We start from the raw sequence: 21,280 nt of genomic DNA, 5'->3' as shown, positions 1-21,280 counted from the left end.
CCCGGTCTAAAAGGAGAGTTTATCATGAGTCTGGACATCAACCAGATTGCCCTGCACCAGCTTATCAAGCGCGATGAGCAAACCCTTGAGCTGGTGTTACGCGATTCATTGCTGGAACCGACGGCTACCGTCAACGACATGGTGGCCGAGCTGCACCGGGTCTACAGCGCCAAAAATAAAGCCTATGGCCTGTTTAATGAAGAGAGCGAACTGGCGCAAACGCTGCGCCTGCAACGCAAGGGCGACGAAGATTTTCTCGCTTTCAGCCGTGCGGCAACCGGCCGTCTGCGGGATGAGCTGTCAAAATACCCCTTCGCTGACGGCGGGATCGTGCTGTTCTGCCATTATCGCTATCTGGCGGTAGAGTATCTTCTCATTGCCGTGCTGAATAATTTAAGCAGCATGCGGGTGAATGAGGAGCTGGATATCAGCTCCACGCACTATCTCGACATCAACCATGCCGACATCGTGGCGCGCATTGATTTAACCGAATGGGAAACCAGGCCGGAATCGACCCGCTACCTGACGTTCCTGAAAGGGCGGGTAGGGCGCAAGGTTGCCGATTTCTTTATGGATTTCCTCGGCGCCAGCGAAGGTCTGAATGCCAAAGCGCAGAACCGAGGGCTGTTACAGGCGGTGGACGACTTTACCGCTGAAGCGGATCTGGATAAAGCGGAACGCCAGAGTGTGCGTCAGCAGGTATACAGCTACTGCAACGAACAGTTGCAGGCCGGGGAAGAGATCGAGCTGGGATCCCTGTCGAAAGAGCTGGCGGGTGTGAGCGACGTCAGCTTCCAGGATTTTACCGCCGATAAAGGCTACGAGCTGGAAGAGAGCTTCCCGGCGGATCGCAGTACGCTGCGTCAGCTGACCAAATACGCGGGCAGCGGCGGCGGTTTGACCATTAATTTCGACGCCATGCTGCTCGGCGAACGCATTTTCTGGGATCCGGCCACCGACACGCTGACCATCAAAGGCACGCCGCCCAATCTGCGCGACCAGTTGCAGCGCCGTCTGAGCGGTGGCAAATAACAGCCATAAAAAAACCCCGCCGGAGCGGGGTTTTTTATTCAACCTGTTGGCGATTACGCGCGAACGAAGTCGATGTGAGTCAGTTTCGGCTTGAACGCGTGACGCTGTACAGCCTGAACTTTAACTTTTACTTCTTTACCGTCAACAACCAGGGTCAGAACTTCGCCATAGAAACCTTCTTTGGCCTGCATGTTCATCACTTTGTCGTGGTCCAGTTCGATAGCAATCGGTGCTTCAGCGCCACCGTAGATGATTGCCGGGAACTTGTTAGCGGTACGCAGGCGGCGGCTCGCACCCTTACCCTGCTCTTTACGTGCTTGTGCTTCAATAGTAAACATTTGAATCTCTCTAATTAATCCTGTTACAGGCGACCCAGCAACAGGCAGATGATCGGCTTTACGGTTGTAAAGCGGGCGGTATTCTATACCCGAACGTATGTGACTTCAACGAAAAGCGCCGCTAGCCGCGCAATTCATTGGCGCGCCGGAAGCGACCTTCGTAATCGAAAACCTTTTCACGTACCTGCCAGAACTGGCCTTTTTTGCGCGCGACGACAAAATCCGGATGCCTGAGCAGCGCGCGGGACGCGACGATATCCGCCGCGACTATCCAGCGCAGCGGCACGCCCGGCGTGCGGGTGTGGGGCCGAATAAAAAGCTGTTCGAAAGCCGTGCGCTGGGCAGGCGTTTGCAGACGGAATCGCTCGCTGACGTCCGCGCCGTCCTCATCGTAATAGGTAATTTTCAGCCACTGGCCTTTCTCATCCGCGCCATGCTGTAAGTCCATGCCGCTGCAGCGCAGCACCAGCGCGTCTTTCAGCTTCAGCGCGGCTTTCAGCATATCGTCAGGATCCACCAGCACCGTGTCGCACTCGCGGCAGCGGCGGGCGGCAATATCATTTTCTGCGTTGCACTGCGGGCAGTTTTTAAAGCGGAAGCGGTAGTCGCACTGGGCGCGATGACCCTCATCGTCTTCAAACCAGCCCTGGCAACGGCGGCCAAAATGCTCGATCAGGGTGCCGTCGGCGGTGGTTTTTCCCCAGAAGGTGTTGGCGAAACCGCAGTCCGGGCAGAAAACCTGCACCGGCACGTTATCACTTTTACCTTTTGGCGCGCCCACTTCCGGCGCGAAGAGATCGTGCGGGTTACCGGCGTAATCCAGGATCAGGCAGTCGGTTTTACCGGGGGCCAGCCGCAGGCCGCGGCCTACGATCTGCTGATACAGACTGACGGATTCCGTCGGGCGCAGAATGGCGATCAAATCGACATGCGGGGCATCAAAGCCGGTGGTCAGTACCGAGACGTTCACCAGATAACGAAACTGCTGCGCTTTGAACGCCTCAATCAGGGCATCGCGCTCGCTGCCCGGCGTTTCACCGGTGATCAGCGCCGCCTCATTCGCCGGCAGCAGGCCGGTGATCTCCCGGGCGTGCTCAACGGTGGCGGCAAAAATCATCACCCCTTTACGGGTGGCGGCAAATTCCTCAATCTGGCTGATAATGTGCGGCGTAATGCGCTGCTGCTTTTTCAGCTCGCCATTGAGATCCGCCTCGCTGAACAGGCCATTGCGCTGCACCTGTAAGCGGCTGAAATCATACTGTACTACCGGCATATCCAGCCGCTCCGGCGGCGTCAGGTAGCCATGCTTGATCATATAGCGCAGCGGTAGCTCATAAATGCAGTCGCGGAACAGCGCTTTTTCATCGCCGCGCACCATGCCGTGATAATGAAACTGATAGATCCAGCCTTTACCCAGCCGAAAGGGTGTGGCGGTCAGCCCCAGCAGGCGCAGTTGCGGATTCACTTTTGTAAGATGCGCGAGGATTTGCTGATACTGGCTGTCGTCGTCATCGCTGATACGGTGGCATTCATCAACAATCAGCAGCGAAAACTCCCCCTGAAAATGGTCGAGATTACGCGCTACCGACTGCACGCTGCCGAACACCACTTTGCCGTGGCTCTCTTTGCGTTTCAGCCCGGCGGCGTAAATGTCTGCCTCAAGGCCTAACGCCAGATATTTCGCGTGATTCTGCGCCACCAACTCCTTGACGTGAGCCAGTACCAGCACACGTCCGCGCGCGACCCTGGCAAGTTCGGCGATCACCAGGCTTTTACCGGCCCCGGTGGGCAGGACGATCACCGCCGGGTGACGATGATGGCGAAAGTGGGCGAGGGTGGCGTCGACAGCTTCACGCTGGTAGGGGCGGAGTGTAAAAGTCATGGTCTCTTTAATTTTCATCAGCAGACTAATAGTATGCCACGGTTTTTTTCCCTTGAGCGATACGCGCAGCCCGTTATACTTAGCCATGCAACATTGCTTCTTTTTTTCGGGCAGTTAGCCCGACTCCGGCACCCTTTACAGGCAAATTTAATTTCATGCGACTTGATAAGTTTATCGCTCAGCAGCTTGGCGTAAGCCGTGCTATTGCCGGGCGTGAGATCCGCGCCAACCGTATTACTATTGACGGCGAAATTGTACGACAAGCGGCGTTTAAACTGCTGCCCGAACATGAAGTGGCGTTCGACGGCAACCCGCTGGCGCAGCAGAATGGCCCGCGCTATTTTATGCTTAATAAACCGCAGGGTTACGTCTGTTCTACCGAAGATCCCGATCATCCGACGGTGCTCTATTTCCTCGACGAGCCGGTGGCGCACAAACTCCATGCCGCCGGGCGTCTGGATATTGATACCACCGGTCTGGTGCTGATGACCGACGACGGTCAGTGGTCGCACCGCATCACTTCACCGCGCCACCACTGCGAAAAAACCTATCTGGTGACCCTCGAATCCCCGGTCAGCGATGACACTGCCGAACAGTTTGCGAAGGGTGTCCAGTTGCATAACGAAAAGGATCTCACCAAACCGGCGGTGCTGGAAGTGATTACTCCGACCGAGGTGCGCCTGACCATCAGCGAAGGGCGCTACCATCAGGTGAAACGCATGTTTGCCGCCGTGGGTAACCACGTTGTCGGTCTGCACCGGGAACGTATTGGCGCCATCGCCCTTGACGATGATTTAGCCCCCGGTGAATACCGCCCGTTAACAGACGAAGAGATTGCCAGCGTTGGCATGCCTTCTGAACTTTCCCAGGAGTCCTGAGTGACCGCCAGGCAAAACTCATCTCTGAGTATCGTCTTTATCCTTGGCCTGCTGGCCATGCTGATGCCGCTCTCCATCGACATGTATCTGCCCGCTCTGCCGGTGATCGCAGAGCAGTTCGCCGTGCCGGCAGGCAGCGCGCAGATGACGCTCAGCACCTATATTCTGGGTTTTGCGCTGGGGCAGTTGTTGTATGGCCCGATGGCCGACAGCATCGGGCGCAAGCCGGTGATCCTCGGCGGGACGCTGATTTTTGCCGCCGCTGCCGTCGCCTGTGCGCTGGCGCAGAGCATTGAGCAGCTGATCACCATGCGTTTCTTCCACGGGCTGGCGGCGGCCGCTGCCAGCGTGGTGATCAACGCCCTGATGCGGGATATTTATCCGAAAGAGGAATTCTCGCGGATGATGTCCTTTGTGATGCTGGTGACCACCATCGCGCCGCTGCTGGCGCCGATGATCGGCGGGGCGGTGCTGGTGTGGATGAGCTGGCATGCGATTTTCTGGATCCTGGCCATTGCCGCGCTGCTGGCCTCGCTGATGATCTTCTTTTTCATTAAAGAGACGCTGCCGGTGGAGCGGCGACAAAAATTCCGCGTTCGCACCACGCTCGGGAATTTCGCCACGCTGTTTCGCCACAAGCGGGTGCTGAGCTATATGCTGGCGAGCGGCTTCAGCTTCGCCGGGATGTTCTCCTTCCTCAGCGCCGGGCCTTTTGTCTACATCGAGATCAACCATGTTTCGCCGCAGGATTTCGGCTATTACTTCGCGCTGAACATCGTCTTCCTGTTCATTATGACCATCATTAACGGACGTTTCGTGCGCCGGGTCGGGGCGATCAATATGTTCCGCGCCGGGCTGTACATTCAACTGGCGATGGCGATATGGATGGTGGTGTGCGCCGCGCTGGACGTCGGATTCTGGGCGCTGGTGGTGGGCGTGGCGGCCTTTATCGGCTGCGTGTCGCTGGTGGCCTCAAACGCCATGGCGGTGATCCTGGATGAATTTCCGCATATGGCGGGGACGGCCTCGTCGCTGGCGGGCACCTTCCGTTTCGGCATCGGTGCTATTGTCGGCGCGTTACTGTCGCTGGCGACCTTTAACAGCGCCTGGCCGATGATCTGGTCTATCGCCTTCTGCGCGGCCAGCTCTGTACTCTTCTATTTCTACGCCAGTCGCTCGAAAAAGCGCGCCGCCTAATCCTTTCCAGGGGGCAAAAACTGCCCCCTTCGTTGATGCATATCAACGGATCCTGCGATCGCATTTCCCCGATTTGTTTCTTTTATGTAAAATGTATTTGTGTAAAAAGTCACACCGTTGTAGTTAAAAAGGTTGAGTTAGATCTCATAAACGGGTACATATAGCCTGTGTAGTTACAGATGTAAATTAATTGTGAAGATTTTGCTTTCAGGGAAATAACGTGAATACATTAAACCTCTCTATCGTGCACCGGTTGCCGCAGAACTATCGCTGGCTGGCGGGAAGCGCAGGTTCGAAAGTTGAACCGATTCCGCACAATGGACAGAGCGGCGAAAATTGTCTGGTCGCGTTGAAACTGTTAAGCCCGGATGGCGATAGCGCGTGGCCAGTGATGCATAAGCTCAGCCAGGCGTTAAACGATATCGAAGTGGACTGCTCGGTGCTGGAATGCGAAGGCGAGCCGTGCCTGTTTGTTAATCGTCAGGACGAGTTTGCGGCCACCTGCCGCCTGAAAAACTTTGGCGTCGCCATCGCAGAGCCGTTCTCGAACAACAATCCTTTCTGAGTTAGCTCAGCGACAGCAGCTGGCGCGTATAAGCCTGCTGCGGCTGGCTGAACACCTGCGCGCACTCCCCCTGTTCCACCACCTCTCCCTGACGTAATACGATCACCTGATGACAGAGCGCGCGCACCACGCGCAGATCGTGACTGATAAAGATGTACGCCAGGCGGTGTTTTTCCTGCAAGGATTTTAACAGCGTGAGGATCTGCGCCTGCACGGTGCGATCCAGCGATGACGTCGGCTCATCCAGCACGATCAGCTCAGGCTTTAAGATCAGCGCCCGGGCAATGGCGATACGCTGTCGCTGGCCGCCGGAAAACTCCGCCGGATAGCGATGGCGGCTGTCCGGATCAAGACCCACTTCCACCATCACCGCTTTCACCTGTTCTTCCCGCTCCGCCCGCGACAGGGCAGGCTGATGCACCCGTAACCCTTCTTCGATGATCTGCTGCACATCCAGCCGCGGGTTCAGCGAGGAGTTTGGATCCTGAAACACCACCTGCATCCGGTGACGCACCGGCAGCATTTGCCGGCGATCCCAGCTGTGCAGCGGATGATGATCAAATTCAATTTGCCCTTCGCTGGCAATCAGCCGCAGCAGCGCCAGTCCGGTGGTGCTTTTTCCCGATCCGGACTCCCCCACCAGCCCCAGCGTTTCGCCGGGCCGCAGGCTGAAGCTCAGGTTGTTGACCACCGGTTTTTTCCCGGTCACGCGGCGGAAAAGGCCGCTGCGTACCGGAAAGGCGACGTTCAGATTTTTGACCTGCAACAGCGGCGGCAGGGCAGGGGTGAGCGGCACCGGATCGCCAGCCGGTTCGCTGTCCAGAAGCCGCTGCGTATAAGGATGCTGCGGGCGGGCGAACAGTTCTGCTGCGCGGTTCTGCTCCACGCAGCGGCCGTTTTGCATCACCGCCACGCTGTCCGCCAGCTTTTTCACAATGCTCAGGTTATGGGTGATGAACAGCAGCCCCATGTTCAGCTCATCACGCAGTTCACGCAGCAGTTGCAGGATCTGCGCCTGCACGGAAACGTCCAGCGCGGTGGTCGGCTCATCGGCGATCAGCAGTTCCGGGCGCGTCAGCAGCGCCATGGCGATCATCACCCGCTGCCGCTCGCCGCCGGAAAGCTGATGGGGGAAATCATTCAGCCGGGTACGGGCATTGCGGATGCCGACGCGATCCAGACAGTCGAGCATTTCGCTGCGCGCCGCCTCACGCCGCATCCCGCGATGCAGGGACAGCACTTCATACAGCTGTTTTTCCAGCGTATGCAGCGGGTTAAGGGAGACCATCGGCTCCTGGAAAATCATCGCGATTTTATTGCCGCGCACGGAGCGCAGAGTTTTTTCACTGGCATGCAGCAGCGATTCGCCTTTAAACAGAATATCGCCCGCAGGATATTCCACCGGCGGCGCGGGCAGCAGCCGCAATACCGACAGCGCGGTGACGCTTTTGCCGGAGCCGGATTCGCCCACCAGCGCCAGGGTTTCACCGGCATGGATTGTCAGCGACAGATCGCTGACCACGGTGCGCAGCTGTTGCTGATGGCGGAAGGCTACCGTCAGGGAATTTATCGCCAGCAGGGGAGCGCTCATCTTACACCGCCTTGTTCGGATCGAAGGCGTCGCGCACCGCTTCGCCGATGAAAATCAACAGCGACAGCAGCACCGCCACCGATAAAAAGCCCGCGATGCCCAGCCAGGGGGCCTGAAGATTATTTTTGCCCTGTAACAGCAACTCTCCCAGCGACGGCGAGCCGAGCGGCAGGCCGAAGCCGAGAAAATCCAGCGAGGTGAGGGTGGTGATGGAGCTGCACAGAATAAAGGGGATAAAGGTCAGCACGGCGACCATGGCGTTGGGCAGCATATGGCGCAGGATAATGCTGCGATCGCTGACCCCCAGCGCCTGCGCCGCGCGGATATAATCAAAATTACGGGTGCGTAAAAACTCTGCCCGCACCACCCCCACCAGACTCATCCAGCCGAACAGCACCGTCACCGCCAGCAGCCACCAGAAGCCCGGCTGAATGACGCTGGAGAGCAGAATGATCAAGAACAGCGTCGGCATTCCTGCCCACACCTCGATCACCCGCTGGCCAAAGAGATCGATACGGCCGCCGTAATAGCCCTGCATCGCCCCGACCATCACGCCGATCACGCTGGAGCAGAGCGTCAGCATCAGGCCAAAGAGCACTGAAATGCGCGTGCCGTAGAGAATGCGCGCCAGCACGTCGCTGCCGTTGGCGTCAGTACCCAGCCAGTTCTGTGCGGACGGCGGCGACGGGAAAGGCGTGTCGGTGGCGAAATTAATGCTGCGCGCGCCGAAGCGTACCGGCGCCCACAATACCCAGGCGTGGTCATCCAGCTGCTTTTGCAGCCAGGGATCCTGATAATCCGCCGGGGTGGTGAACTGCCCGCCGAATACCGTTTCGCTGTAATCCTTCAGCACCGGGGCGTACCACTGGCCTTCATAGCGCACCAACAGCGGCTTATCGTTGGCAATAAGCTCCGCGCACAGGCTGAGGGAAAACAGCACAAGGAAAATCCACAAGGACCAGTAGCCGCGACGATTATGGCGAAAGCGTGCCCAGCGGGCCTGGTTAACGAGGCTTAATTGACGCATCAGCGACCCTCAAAATCGATACGTGGATCCACCAGCGTATAGCTGATATCGCTGAGGATATTCAGCAGCAGGCCAATCAGGGTGAAAATATAGAGCGTGCCGAACATCACCGGATAATCCCGCGAGACGGTGGCTTCATAGCCGAGCAGCCCCAGACCGTTCAGCGAAAACATCACTTCAATCAGCAGCGAGCCGGTAAAAAACATGCTGATAAAGGTGGCCGGGAAACCGGCGATCACCAGCAGCATCGCATTACGAAAGACGTGTTTATGCAGAATATTGCGCTCGCTCACCCCTTTGGCGCGGGCGGTGACCACGTACTGCTTACGAATTTCATCGAGAAAGGAATTTTTGGTCAGCATGGTTAAGGCGGCAAAGCCGCCGATCACCGTCGCCAGCACCGGCAGCGTGATGTGCCACAGGTAATCGGTGATTTTCTGGTACCAGGGCAGGGTGTCGAAATTGGCGCTCACCAGCCCGCGTAGCGGGAAAAGATCGTAATAGCTGCCGCCGGCAAACAGCACGATCAGCAGCACGGCAAACAGGAAGGCCGGGATCGCATAGCCGATTATAATAAAGGCACTGCTCCAGGTATCGAAGCGGCTGCCGTTGTGCACCGCCTTGCGGATGCCGAGCGGAATGGACACCAGATAGATAATCAGCGTGCCCCACAGCCCGAGCGTCACCGACACCGGCATACTCTCTTTGATGAGCTGTAGCACGGAGGCGCTGCGGAACAGGCTGTCGCCAAAATCAAAGCGCAGGTAATTCCACAGCATAGTGAAATAGCGCTCATGCAGCGGTTTGTCGAAGCCGTAGCGTTTGGTGATCTCTTCGATAACTTCCGGATCCAGGCCGCGGCCGCCGCGATAGTTGCCCTCGCCGATATTGCCCACGCCGGTACGCGCATGGGACGCGCCCATACCGCCATCGCCGCCGCCGGGCATCGCGCCTTTCTGACCAAACTCAATAGCGGCAATCGCCTGATCCACCGGGCCGCCGGGGGCGATCTGCACGATGAAAAAGTTAATGGTGATGATCGCCCACAGGGTGGGGATCAGCAGCAGTAAACGACGAAGTAAATAAGCGCCCATAGCCTCTCCTTAACGTCTGGCAGCGGGCAGTTTCGCCGCTTTGTTGACGTCGTACCACCAGGTATCAAACCCGATGGAATAGACCGGGCGCTGCGCGGGCATGGAAAATTTATCCCAGTAAGCGAGGCGATCGGACGCCATAAACCACATTGGCAGCATGTAATAATTCCACGTCAGCACCCGATCCAGCGCCCGGCCCAGCGGCAGCAGCTTTTTTTTATCGCCCTGCGCGGCAATGATTTTTTCAAGCAGCGCATCGATGATCGGGCTGGTGACGCCCGGCGTGTTGTAGGTGGAATTCAGGTAGGCCGAGCCCCAGGAAATTTGCAGATCGGTATCCGGCCATGGCCGTGCCTGCAAGGTGCGCGGTATCATGTCAAAATCACGGCTGCGCAGGCGGTTGGTGAGCTGGGAGTTATCCACCTGGCGTACGTTGAGCGTTACGCCAAGCCGCGCCAGATTATGCTGGAAGGGCATCACCCAGAGATTGTTGCTCCCGGCGGGCAGCAGCAGCTCAAAGCTGAAGGGTTTTCCGGTTTTCGCATTCACACGCTGTTTGCCCTTCAGCACCCAGCCCGCCGCATCCAGCAATTGACCTGCTTTCAGCAGATTATTACGGTCAAAGCCGTTGCCCTGCGAGACGGGCGGCTGGTAGATGGAGGTAAACACCTCCGGCGGCAGCCCTGCTTTCATCGGCGCCAGCAGCGTCAGTTCGGCGGCATCCGGATAGCCACGGGCGGCGTATTCCGTATTCTGGAAATAGCTGTTGGTTCGTGAATAGGCGTTATAGAACAGCGCCTTATTCATCCACTCAAAATCGAAAGCCAGCGTCAGCGCTTGCCGAACCCGGCGATCCTGAAACAGCGGACGCTGGTTATTAAACGCCAGCCAGCGCGTATCCTGCGCCGATTCGTTTTTCTGCTCGTCTTTAACAATAAAGTGATTAGCGAAATTTTTGCCGGTGTAGCGTGTCGCCCAGTTTTTCGCATCGCCTTCCTGACGGAAATCAAATGCCCCCGCCTTGAAGGCTTCGAAAGCCACGTTATCGTCCAGATAGTAGTCGTAGCGAATATTATCGAAATTCCAGCGCCCGCGATTGACCGGCAGATCTGCTGCCCAGTAATCCCGCACGCGGGTGTAGGCGATATACTGCCCCATACGCCACTGGCTGATGCGATACGGCCCGCCGCCCAGCGGCGGTACGGACAGCGGATCGCTGAGCTTATGGTTTTTCCAGAATTTCTCCGGCATCACCGGCAGGCTGAACAGGCTCAGCAGATCTTCTTTACCGGGTTTGGCCAGCGCAATGCGTACGGTGAGCGGCGCGATGGCTTTGACCGTGGTGCCCTTGTAAATCAGCCGGAACTGCGGCACGCCTTCGGTCATGAATTTATGAAAGGAAAAGGCCACGTCGCTGGCTTTGACGGGCGTACCGTCCTGAAAGGTGGCCTTTGGATTAATGGCGATCTCCGCCCAGGAAAAGTCATCCGCGTAGCGCGCCATCTCCGCGATCAGCGGGTAGTAACTGCCCGGCTCATCGTCCGAAGTGGTGAATAGGGTGTCATACAGCGCCTCGGTGCGTACCGCGGCATTACCGCGCAGGGCGTAGCGGTTGAAGTTATCAAAGGTGCCGATCACCGCAAGCGTAATGTTGCCGCCCTTCGGCGCTGCCGGATTGACGTAATCAAAATGGCTGAAATCCGCGGCGTATTTCGGCTCGCCAATCACCGAAAAGGCGTAGCTCTCTTTTATGGTCTGTGCCTGAGCGGTCAGGCTCAACATGGCGAACAGCATCATTATTACGCGCAGAGACATCATCGGGCGGCTTCCTTTTACCAGCGCTAAGACCGGTGAATAATAAGGTACAGGCTGGTGGATGGTAAATGCTTCACCCCTGAAGCTGAACAGAAAAAGGCGGTGGCTGCCAGTTTTGCAGCTGGGCCAGCGTCATCGGGCGGCAAAACCAGTAGCCCTGCAAAAAGTTTACCCCACGGGCGCGCAGCCATCTGGCCTGGTCAGCGGTTTCCACGCCTTCCGCAACGGTCTGCATGTTCAGCCGTTTCGCCAGCAGCAGCACGGTGTCCAGCACCGGCGAGGCGGCGGTTTCCATATCAATGACGCTCACAAAGGCGCGATCGATTTTCAGGTAATCCAGGGTAAAACGCTCCAGATAAATCAGCGCGCTGTGGCCGGTGCCGAAATCATCAATGGCAATTTCATAGCCTTTCTGATGCAGGGCCTTAAACAGCGCCGCCGCTTCGCCATGCTTAAGCATATGACGCTCGGTAATTTCCAGTACGATGCTGAAATGCTGCACGGGCAGGGCGGCATTCAGACGATCAAGATCTTCAATAAAGCTGGCGGCATGCAGATGGCCGGTGGCGATATTGATGCCGAGCTTGCCGCCCACGGGGAGCACGCTTTGTAATGCCGCGGCGTCACGGGCGATCAGGCGAAACAGGTGCTGCGTCAGCGGTACCATCAGTTTTTGCGCTTCAGCGAGGGGAATAAAGGTATTCGGGGAGATCTCACCCTTCGTCGGATGCTTCCAGCGCAGCAGCACTTCCGCGCCGCTGACGCGCAGCGTGCCCGCATCCACCACCGGTTGATACACCACATAAAATTGGTCGTTCTTAATGGCCTGCAAAATCTCTCTGCCAGGCCGCAGACGCCGGTGCAGCAACAGGGCGCAGAGTAAACCCGCCAGCAGACCCGCCATCAGCGCGGGAAGCAGCGCCAGCTGAATGTCCTGCGGCGTCCAGCGTTCGGCATACAGCCAGAGGGTGAGCGGCAGGCTGTCGATGGCCGCATGACGTACCGACTGCGCAGAGACATCCCCCGGGGAAATCAGCCGGGCGGAAAAGGTGGAGATAGCGTTATCGCCTGTCGCCAGCGCAACGCCCTGATAATTATCCCGCAGGGAAGAGTTGATCAACGAAGGGGCGAGATTAACGTTAACGGAGACGAAAACCCCGTGTTCATCCCGCAGCGGGCTTTGATACCAGATGCCGATGGCGGGAGTATCGGGCATCATCGGCGTGCCGGGCAGGATCACCATATCGAGCTTTTTGCTGACATCAATACCCGGTATCAGATCGGTCAGCGGCACATCCATCGCGCCGGTGGCGGAGGAGCAAAACGCATTATGGTTACGTACCAGTAAAAACGCCCGCACGTTCACGCTGAATGCCGCCCGCGATGTTAATTCGCTGCTGACTTTTTCACAGGGGCTTAAGGCTAACGGTTGCAGTAAATCGCTGGTGGTATGCAGATCGCTAAAATAATGTTCAACGTTAGCTTTAATATCGCTGAATAAACGATCTAACTGAATTTCACGATGGTGTTGCGCAATGCTAAATTGCAGGCCTCCTGCCACGATGCCCGTCAGAATGCCTGTCAGAATACTGATGATCAGAATTTTGCGGCTGGCATGCGTTAAGCGGATCGGCATAGGGGTACGGTATCCAGATAAGACAGAGGATCGCTTTGAATTGTCAGACTATAGCCTGGAAAGACTTCAGCCGTCAGCAGGCAAAAAAAAAGCACTGCCGGAGCAGCGCTTCTTTTTTATGTCGTCATGTCAGTCAAGGGAAACCAACAGGCGATACGTTAACTGCGGACTAAAACGCGACGCGCTTCGTTATAACGTTTTTTCCAGTATGGCTCATCCATACTTGAAATCACGACACCGCTGCTGGTAGAGGCATGGACAAACTGGTTGTTGCCAATATAAATACCAACGTGACGTCCGGTAGAACCGGCTCTGAACAGGACCAGATCGCCGGTGCGTAAGCTGGTGCGTGAAACGGATTTGCCCATTTCCTGCTGTTCATAGGTGGAACGCGGCAGTTCTAAACCAAATTGTTCGCGGAAAGTACGCTGTACGAAACCGGAGCAATCAATACCTTTTTTGGTATCGCCGCCAAGACGATAACGAACGCCTTTCCAGCTTGCGTATTGATCCATAAGGCGGGATTTAACATCCAGATTACGAACCATCGTCTCAAATTCATCCTGAGAGGCTTGCAGTGACGAGGCATCTTCGGTGCCCACAACATGCGTCTCAGGGTGCATATTCTTTGCGGTATTAGTTGAACAAGCTGAAAGCAGTACCGCTACTGCTAACGCGGGGATCGCCCGCCCGAGATATCTCAAAAACGGTTGAGATTTGACCATGTTGTTTATTTTCCCTTGAAGTCCTTAACGATAAATATCGCTATATAAATGCCAAACGTGACGAGATTAATTACCTGCGCACTACGACACAATTCCTCCAGGTCAAATCTGTGGTTTAACGCACAAATTTATTCACAGCGGGAATATTTTATGTCTGTGAGGCGAAACGCAGTCGAGATTACCTTATCACCCCAGGCAATGCGAGACTTTTTATGTGTTTTTTTATAAGAAATTATGATACCGAAAGTGAAAATAAATCTTTGTACAAAAAGCAAGCAATTTAGCTTAAAAACCATGCATGCCGCTCATTTAGCTGGAGAAATTTTGTGACAGGCGTATGACGGAAAGGAGAAAGAGCCAACTTTATTTTGCAGGGATCCTTGTCGATCCCTGCAATGGCGGTAAAAAGAAGTTATTTATTTGTTTAAAAGTTGTTTGTTTTTATAAGGCAAATAATAGTCAAACAGTGAAACGATTTTATCGCTAAGGGGTGTCAACAAAAACCAGGGTAAGCCAATGAGCACGGCAGAAAGGGAGCCGACGACAATATCAGTAAACCAGTGCGCGCCTATCATTACCCGCGGGAACGCGAAAACCACCACAATAAGCAGGGCAATGGCAAAGGCGCCTTTACCAAAATAACGCCACATGACTGCTGAAAAAATAAGCAGCATCATGCCGTGATCCCCGGGGAAGCTGTCTTTCGAGGCATCTTTAGTAGGAATAACGCTCAGCAAATCGCTGACGCGGTTGACATGCTCAAAGAATAACGACGGGCTGGCGCGTTTTACCGGGTACAGCGCCTGCGCCAGCTGGTTGATCACCACGGCGGTGAACAGCATCATCAGGCCTATCATCACCACGCGGCGACGACCCGCCGCATCGGCGTTACGCCAGAAGCTCACCATCAGCGCGCCCATCGCCAGTAGGGAGCAGGCATCAAAGGCGCGGTTGTTGGTGATAGCGACCAGCCACAGAAAGGCACGGCTTTCAGTCAGCTTTTCATTAAAGAAATGAAAAATAGCCGAGTCGAGGGTAAACCACATGCCATGGTTTACTGGCAGGAACCAGGATAAAAACAGCGCCAGACCGGCGGCATTTAACAGTAAAATCAGGGGAAGTCGCGTTTTCATGTATTCATCAGAAACTAAGGTATCAACCGTAACGTTAATTCTCGTCGGCTAAACGAAGCTTCAACAAAGTTGACTGAAGTGCATTCCAGTCCGCTTCATCAGCGGTGATCAGCTCAATACGGCTGTCCGGCGGCGATACATTTTGCGTTTCGATACGCAAATCCTGTCCCTGACGATTAATACGCACCAGCCCTTCGGGAATGCGCATCACGCCTTTTACACGATCCACCGGCGCCAGCCGCGCCCACTCCAGCAGGCCAATGGTGTCGAAACGGGTTTCAGCATCAAAGATCCAGCCGCAGGCCTGATGGCCCTGCCCACTGTTGAGGCTGCGACGCCAGCGCTGATGGGAAGGCAGACTTAGCGCGGCAAGGCCTTTTTTATCGCCATGGCTGTGCTGATGCGCGGCGCTTTCGGGCAGCTCACGCTGGTTGCGGCGCGGGCGATCCAGCAGGGCGGGGTCGATATTTCCCTGGGTGGCGGTGAATAACTCCCGATCGCCGCCGTACTGCTGCCACCACTGCGCCAGCGCCTGCTCGCTTTCCGGCGTGCGGCGATCCGCTTTGTTGGCGATGATAATATCTGCCGCCGCCAGCTGGTCGCGGAAGTTCTCATTATTCACGGCCTTTTCATCCAGCAGTTGACGCGGATCGAGCAGGCAGAGGGTGGCCTGTAATTCGATCCACGGCTCATAAACCGGGGCGGTAAGCATATCGAGGATCTGCTTCGGATGGCCCAGGCCGGTAGGCTCGATCAGTAAACGGTCCGGCTTACCCTGGCGCAGCAGGGTATTCAGCCCCACCTGCATTGGCAAACCATTCACGCAGCACATACAGCCGCCGGGGATCTCTTTTAACAGCGCGCCGCTGTCCGCCAGTAATGCGCCGTCAATGCCGACTTCACCAAATTCATTCACCAGCACGGCCCATTTTTCGGCGGGATCCTTCTGCGCCAGCAGATGCAAAATAGAGGTGGTTTTACCGCTACCCAGAAAACCGGTGATCAGGTTGGTCCTGGTCATATAAGCTCCATGATTAGATCTGTTAACTGTTATTAAGTAACAATAATGCTAATCCTGGCGAAAAAAGAAGGAAAAGAGAAGTGAAAGGGCGGACAGATGGCTTCTCTGTCCGCTTTAATGGCAGGAATTGTTAATGAGCGAGCGTGTCAATCACCGCCTGATGCGCGCCTTTATCAGCAATCTGTTGCCAGGCCGCCTGGATCGCATTGACGAACGCCGGATCGGCCGGCAGGTCGCTGCCGAAGATTTCCGTCAGCGTCAGCAGGGCGGGTACGCGATCGTCCGGCTCGCTGGTTTCGACGATGGCGCGGAATTTTTCCACCAGCGGATCGCGAATATCAATCGCCTGCCCGGCATCGTCAACGCCGCTGACATAGCGCATCCAGCCAGCGACGCCCAGCGCCAGCAGCGGCCAGGGCGTACCGCGTTGCAGATGCACGCGGATCCCGTCCAGCATACGCTGCGGCAATTTCTGGCTGCCGTCCATGGCGATCTGCCAGGTCCGGTGTTGCAGCGCCGGGTTGGCAAAACGGTCGATCAGGCTGTCGGCGTAAGCGGTGAGATCCACATCGGTGATGCGCAGCGTCGGTGCCTGCTCTTCCAGCATAAGACGGCGGGCGGCGCGGCGGAAATGCGCGTCCTGCATGCAGTCGCTGATATGGGCAAAACCCGCCAGATAGCCCAGATAGGCAAGGAAAGAGTGGCTGCCGTTCAGCATACGCAGCTTCATTTGCTCCCACGGCAGCACATCCTGCACCAGTTGCACGCCAGCCACTTCCCATGCCGGGCGTCCGGCAACAAAGTTATCTTCGACTACCCATTGAATAAAAGGCTCACAGCTGATGGCGCAGGGATCTTCCACCCCCAACGTGCGGGTAATCTCCGCCAGCGATTCATCCGTTGCCGCCGGTACGATGCGATCGACCATGGTGCCGGGGAAGCTCACTTTGTCGTTGATCCACTGTGCCAGCTCAGCGGAGCGCTGCTGCGCCATGCCGAGCACGGCGTTTTTCACCACATGGCCGTTGTCGGGAATATTGTCGCAGGAGAGGACGGTAAAAGGCGCAAGGCCGCGATCGCGACGGCGGGCAAGCGCTTCCACCAGAATACCCGGCGCAGAGTGCGGCTCGGTGGGGTTTTGCAGATCGTGCACGATACGCGGCTGATTAAGATCCAGTTTGCCGGTCGCCGGATCGATGCAGTAACCTTTTTCCGTGATGGTCAGCGACACAATCGCCACCTGCGGCTCGCAGAATTTTTCGATGATGGCAGGCAGGGAGTCCAGTTTGGCGTTCAGGCATTCGTGAACCGCGCCGACGATAATCGCCTCGTTGCCCGTCGCGCCTTTTTCCAGCACGGTGAACAGGTGCTCCTGCTCACGCAATTGCATCATTAACCGGTCGCCGCTGAACAGGCTGATTTCGCAGATCCCCCAATCGCCGCCCCGGGCGTTCAGCACCCGGTCCGTTAACAGCGCCTGATGCGCGCGATGAAAAGCGCCAAAGCCGAAATGCACGATGCGCGAGCGCAGCAGGGAGCGATCATACTGCGGTAAGCGGACGTTTTCCGGCAGCGTTTGCGAGGCGATTGTCTTCATTAATAAACACCTGATTAACTAATAATTAACAAGATGCAGTGTAAAGTTATATGACAGCAAATTGAATTGGTATGCCTTAATTTTACGGGGAATGTGAGCTGGATCAATCTGGGATACGGTGGGGTTTGATCGCCGGAAATAAACATGTATGGTAGTCGTCATTGGCTTTGACTGTATTGGTATAACAACTTTTAGAGGGTTAGGCGATGGAACAAACCTGGCGTTGGTATGGACCGAACGATCCGGTATCTCTTGATGACGTCCGTCAGGCGGGCGCAACCGGCGTGGTCACCGCACTGCATCATATTCCTAACGGTCAGGTATGGCCGGTGGAAGAAATCAAACAGCGCCAGGCGCAGCTGGCTGAAAAAGGCCTTACCTGGTCGGTAGTGGAAAGTATTCCGGTACACGAAGACATCAAAACCCACAGCGGCGAATACAAAACCTGGATTGCCAATTATCAGCAGAGTATCCGTAATCTGGCGGCCTGCGGCATCGATACCGTCTGCTACAACTTTATGCCGATCCTCGACTGGACGCGTACCGACCTGGAATATACGCTGCCGGACGGCTCCAAAGCCCTGCGTTTTGATCAGATTGCTTTTGCCGCTTTCGAGCTGCATATCCTGAAACGCGAAGGGGCGCAGGCAGACTACACCGAAGAAGAGCAGCGTCAGGCGCTGGAATTCTTTAACGCCGCCAGCGACGCGGAAATTGAAAAGCTGACGCGTAATATTATTGCCGGTCTGCCGGGGGCGGAAGAGGGCTATACGCTGGATCAGTTCCGCGCGCGCCTGGCGGAATACGATGGCATTAATAAAGAACAGCTGCGTGAAAACATGGCCGTGTTCCTGAAAGCCATTGTGCCGGTTGCGGAAGAAGTGGGCGTGCGTCTGGCCGTTCACCCGGACGATCCGCCGCGCCCGATCCTTGGCCTGCCGCGTATTGTTTCCACCATTGAAGATATGCAGTGGCTGAAAACGTGCGTCGACAGCATCCATAACGGCTTCACCATGTGCACCGGCTCTTACGGCGTGCGGGCAGATAACGATCTGGTGAAGATGGTGGAAACCTTTGGCGACCGCATTCACTTTACGCATCTGCGTTCTACCTGCCGCGAGGCGAACCCGAAAACCTTCCACGAAGCCGCGCATTTACAGGGCGACGTTGATATGGTGGCGGTGGTGAAAGCGATCCTCACTGAAGAACTGCGTCGTAAGAAGGCCGGAGATTTACGACCGATCCCGTTCCGTCCCGATCACGGGCACCAGATGCTGGACGATCTGCGTAAGAAAACCAACCCTGGCTATTCGGCAATTGGTCGTCTGAAAGGGATGGCGGAAGTACGCGGCGTGGAACTGGCGCTGAAACATACGCTGTTCCCGGAACTGCTTTAGAACGGTAAAATGGTAAAACAATTGCCGGGTGGCGCTGCGCTAACCCGGCCTACATGTAGGCCCGGCAAGCTTGCGCCGCCGGGCGAAAATGTGCCTTAATCCGCTCGGCCCATATAACGGCTTTCTTCGATATGAATGCGGATCTTCTCGCCCGTGGTCAGGTATTCCGGTACCTGGATCACCAGACCGGTGCTCAGGGTGGCAGGCTTGGTACGGGAGCTGGCTGAAGCGCCTTTAATGCCCGGTGCCGTTTCCACAATTTCCAGATCCACCGTCTGCGGCAGCTCCAGCGCCAGCAGCTGACCATCCCAGGTTAACACCTGCATGTCCGGCATACCGCCTTCAGGAATAAATTGCAGTTCGTCTTCGATCTGCTCTTTGGTGAAGATATACGGCGTGTAATCTTCTTTATCCATAAACACGTATTCGTTGCCGTCGACATAAGAGAAGTCAACGAAACGACGGGTCAGCGTCACGGTATCCACGATGTCGTCGCCTTTAAAACGCTCTTCAACTTTCATCCCGGTACGGACGTCAGAAAAACGCATTTTATACAGCGTCGCTGCGCCACGGGCGCTCGGTGACTGAATATCGATATTTTTCACAATCAGCAGTTTGCCGTTGTAATTCAGCACCATACCTTTTTTAATTTCATTCGCTCTTGGCATTATTAATCCTGTTTGGGAAAAGGGTAAAAATATCGCGACAAATTACTCGCGAGGGGCGTTTCAGGCAAGGGGAATCAGCATGTTTTGCATGTTCACCACAAAAAGTGATAGCGTGCGCAAACGTGGGATGACAACCCCGATCACCCCCGCCAAAAGAGAGCCGTTTATGGAGTGTCGCAGCGATTGCGGAGCCTGTTGTACCGCGCCATCCATCAGCAGCCCGATCCCCGGTATGCCGGACGGCAAACCCGCCAATACCCCCTGCGTTCAGCTTGACGAGCAGCAGCGCTGTAAGCTGTTCCGCTCGCCGCTGCGCCCGAAAGTCTGCGCCGGACTGCAACCCTCCCGCGAGATGTGCGGCAGCACGCGCGCCCAGGCGATGGTTTACCTTATCGATCTGGAAAGGCTGACCGCGCCTTAAACATCTTTTATGCGCGCCAGGCATGCCATGGTGACGACGATCATCACCAGCGCAAACCAGAATACCGCGTGATAGCTCCAGAACTCCGCCACCACGCCCGCCAGCGACCCGGCGATGATCCAGCCGACGCGGGTGGTATTAGTATAAAGCGTGGTGGCAGCCCCCGCCTGGCCTGGCATCAGATCCTGAAAATAGAGCATGCCGATACCGGCAAGAATACCGATGTATACGGCGTTCAGCAGCTGTAAAGCAAGCAGTAATACCGGCGTGTGCACGGTCAGCATCCCGGCGTAAAAAATCAGCCCGGCGACCACCGCGATGCGCATCAGAAAGCGCTTGCCGAAGCGTTTAGCGTAGTAACCCGCAATCAGCATGGTCGGGATCTCAAGCCCGGCGGCGGTACCCATCATCACACCCGCCAGCTTTTCCGGCAGATGCAGCTCATTAATGATAAACAGCGGCATATTGATGATATACAGGCTGTTGGTGCCCCACATCAGCGTGCAGATGACAAACAGCAGCAGCGCATCACGTCTGTTGGTGCGCGGCGCTTCCAGCACACCGGTCGCCAGCACCGGCTCTTTGCGCATGGTTGGCAGAAAAAACCACACCATGATCCCGCACACCACAAAGGCAATAGCCGCGCTCAGATACATCATCGTAAAGCCGAATCCCATTGCCAGCGCATAGGCCAGCGGCGGTCCGATCACCCAGGCCAGCGACACCTGCGCGCGCAGGATCGAGCTGAACATCACCGCTTCGCGGCCGGTGCGATCCGCATGTTCACGGGCAAGGGCGAACATCTGCGGGTTTGCGGTTGAGCCAAAGCTGCTCAGGAAGACGCCGATAAACAACAGAATGAAATAGTTACGGTTAAAGGCAAAGAGCGTACAGGCCAGCACGCCGAACAGACAGCAGAAGACGATGAGGTTTTTACGGTCGCCTTTGCGATCCGAACGCCCGGCAAGAAACTGGCTGACCAGAATGCCGATCACCGCGCTGCCGGTGAAGAAAAAGCCGACCATCGCCGGACGGGCGTGCACTTCGTTAGTCAGAAATAAGCTCAGCGTCGGCGTCTGCAGGGCACCAGCAATGCCGGTGAGAAAGGCCACAATCAAAAACGCCGTGGAGGTGACGTCAAACGGTTTGGGAGAGGCGGCTGCGGGGGTAATGTGCATCTTTTCGGTTCTGCGTTCTGAAGAAGACGCGGAGTTTACGCCGCTACTCAGAAAATAGACAGACGCTAACGAAAAAGTGCCACAA

General features: G+C 56.2%; 19 protein-coding genes. 6 read left to right on the top strand and 13 right to left on the bottom strand.

Going from position 1 to position 21,280, the window contains the following annotated elements:
* Positions 1-24 precede the first annotated feature (24 nt).
* Positions 25-1,032: a nucleoid-associated protein YejK gene (gene yejK / locus BMF08_RS19460; protein ID WP_072569160.1), complete on the top strand. Its 1,008-nt coding sequence runs from the start codon at positions 25-27 to the stop codon at positions 1,030-1,032.
* Positions 1,033-1,085: 53 nt separating this feature from the next.
* Here yejK and rplY read toward each other — a convergent pair whose 3' ends face one another.
* The gene (gene rplY, locus BMF08_RS19455) at positions 1,086-1,370 is read right to left on the bottom strand and encodes a 50S ribosomal protein L25 (protein ID WP_072569159.1); all 285 of its coding nucleotides are present in this window, start codon (positions 1,368-1,370) and stop codon (positions 1,086-1,088) included.
* A 121-nt stretch (positions 1,371-1,491) separates the two neighbouring features.
* Complete coding sequence (locus BMF08_RS19450) at positions 1,492-3,252, bottom strand: DEAD/DEAH box helicase (RefSeq protein ID WP_072569490.1); 1,761 nt, start codon at positions 3,250-3,252, stop codon at positions 1,492-1,494.
* A gap of 155 nt (positions 3,253-3,407) precedes the next feature.
* Here BMF08_RS19450 and rsuA point away from each other — a divergent pair, with 155 nt between their 5' ends.
* From rsuA to BMF08_RS19435, 3 genes are all read left to right on the top strand, one after another.
* On the top strand, positions 3,408-4,130 hold the full coding sequence (rsuA, locus tag BMF08_RS19445; protein ID WP_072569158.1) for a 16S rRNA pseudouridine(516) synthase RsuA: 723 nt from the start codon (positions 3,408-3,410) through the stop codon (positions 4,128-4,130).
* Positions 4,131-5,327: a Bcr/CflA family multidrug efflux MFS transporter gene (locus BMF08_RS19440; RefSeq protein WP_072569157.1), complete on the top strand. Its 1,197-nt coding sequence runs from the start codon at positions 4,131-4,133 to the stop codon at positions 5,325-5,327.
* A gap of 220 nt (positions 5,328-5,547) precedes the next feature.
* Positions 5,548-5,892: a YejG family protein gene (locus BMF08_RS19435; protein ID WP_072569156.1), complete on the top strand. Its 345-nt coding sequence runs from the start codon at positions 5,548-5,550 to the stop codon at positions 5,890-5,892.
* A gap of 1 nt (position 5,893) precedes the next feature.
* Here the strand turns inward: BMF08_RS19435 and yejF are convergent, their stop codons facing one another.
* The 9 genes from yejF to BMF08_RS19390 all read right to left on the bottom strand — a co-directional run bounded on the left by yejF (position 5,894) and on the right by BMF08_RS19390 (position 17,531).
* Positions 5,894-7,483, bottom strand: coding sequence for a microcin C ABC transporter ATP-binding protein YejF (gene yejF / locus BMF08_RS19430; protein ID WP_072569155.1), 1,590 nt, complete (start codon positions 7,481-7,483; stop codon positions 5,894-5,896).
* A gap of 1 nt (position 7,484) precedes the next feature.
* Positions 7,485-8,510 (bottom strand): microcin C ABC transporter permease, encoded by a 1,026-nt coding sequence (locus BMF08_RS19425; protein WP_072569154.1) that lies wholly within the window; start codon positions 8,508-8,510, stop codon positions 7,485-7,487.
* Positions 8,510-9,604 (bottom strand): microcin C ABC transporter permease YejB, encoded by a 1,095-nt coding sequence (locus BMF08_RS19420; RefSeq protein ID WP_072569153.1) that lies wholly within the window; start codon positions 9,602-9,604, stop codon positions 8,510-8,512. The genes BMF08_RS19425 and BMF08_RS19420 overlap by 1 nt, the downstream gene beginning before the upstream one ends.
* A gap of 9 nt (positions 9,605-9,613) precedes the next feature.
* On the bottom strand, positions 9,614-11,419 hold the full coding sequence (locus tag BMF08_RS19415) for an extracellular solute-binding protein (protein WP_072569489.1): 1,806 nt from the start codon (positions 11,417-11,419) through the stop codon (positions 9,614-9,616).
* Positions 11,420-11,492: 73 nt separating this feature from the next.
* A complete protein-coding gene (locus BMF08_RS19410; RefSeq protein ID WP_072569152.1) occupies positions 11,493-13,055 on the bottom strand; it encodes a cyclic di-GMP phosphodiesterase in 1,563 nt (520 codons plus the stop codon).
* Positions 13,056-13,213: 158 nt separating this feature from the next.
* Complete coding sequence (gene mepS / locus BMF08_RS19405) at positions 13,214-13,780, bottom strand: bifunctional murein DD-endopeptidase/murein LD-carboxypeptidase (RefSeq protein WP_072569151.1); 567 nt, start codon at positions 13,778-13,780, stop codon at positions 13,214-13,216.
* Positions 13,781-14,196: 416 nt separating this feature from the next.
* Positions 14,197-14,913, bottom strand: coding sequence for a phosphatase PAP2 family protein (locus tag BMF08_RS19400; RefSeq protein ID WP_072569150.1), 717 nt, complete (start codon positions 14,911-14,913; stop codon positions 14,197-14,199).
* A 34-nt stretch (positions 14,914-14,947) separates the two neighbouring features.
* Positions 14,948-15,934, bottom strand: a complete 987-nt coding sequence (locus BMF08_RS19395; RefSeq protein WP_072569149.1) for a CobW family GTP-binding protein — start codon at positions 15,932-15,934, stop codon at positions 14,948-14,950.
* A gap of 130 nt (positions 15,935-16,064) precedes the next feature.
* On the bottom strand, positions 16,065-17,531 hold the full coding sequence (locus BMF08_RS19390) for a mannitol dehydrogenase family protein (RefSeq protein WP_072569148.1): 1,467 nt from the start codon (positions 17,529-17,531) through the stop codon (positions 16,065-16,067).
* A gap of 206 nt (positions 17,532-17,737) precedes the next feature.
* On the opposite strand from BMF08_RS19390, the gene uxuA reads away from it, so the two are divergent.
* The gene (gene uxuA / locus BMF08_RS19385) at positions 17,738-18,928 is read left to right on the top strand and encodes a mannonate dehydratase (RefSeq protein WP_072569147.1); all 1,191 of its coding nucleotides are present in this window, start codon (positions 17,738-17,740) and stop codon (positions 18,926-18,928) included.
* A 95-nt stretch (positions 18,929-19,023) separates the two neighbouring features.
* Here uxuA and yeiP read toward each other — a convergent pair whose 3' ends face one another.
* Positions 19,024-19,596 (bottom strand): elongation factor P-like protein YeiP, encoded by a 573-nt coding sequence (yeiP, locus tag BMF08_RS19380; RefSeq protein WP_072569146.1) that lies wholly within the window; start codon positions 19,594-19,596, stop codon positions 19,024-19,026.
* A gap of 166 nt (positions 19,597-19,762) precedes the next feature.
* Here yeiP and BMF08_RS19375 point away from each other — a divergent pair, with 166 nt between their 5' ends.
* On the top strand, positions 19,763-20,017 hold the full coding sequence (locus tag BMF08_RS19375) for a YkgJ family cysteine cluster protein (protein ID WP_072569488.1): 255 nt from the start codon (positions 19,763-19,765) through the stop codon (positions 20,015-20,017).
* Here the strand turns inward: BMF08_RS19375 and setB are convergent.
* A complete protein-coding gene (gene setB / locus BMF08_RS19370) occupies positions 20,014-21,195 on the bottom strand; it encodes a sugar efflux transporter SetB (protein ID WP_072569145.1) in 1,182 nt (393 codons plus the stop codon). The two genes, BMF08_RS19375 and setB, sit on opposite strands and share 4 nt — an antisense overlap.
* Positions 21,196-21,280 lie beyond the last annotated feature (85 nt).

The organism is Enterobacter sp. SA187, assembly GCF_001888805.2.
Classification (GTDB): Bacteria; Pseudomonadota; Gammaproteobacteria; order Enterobacterales; family Enterobacteriaceae; genus Enterobacter_D.
The sequence above is the reverse complement of the archived record's forward strand: the minus strand, read 5'-3'. Positions and strand labels throughout refer to the sequence as shown.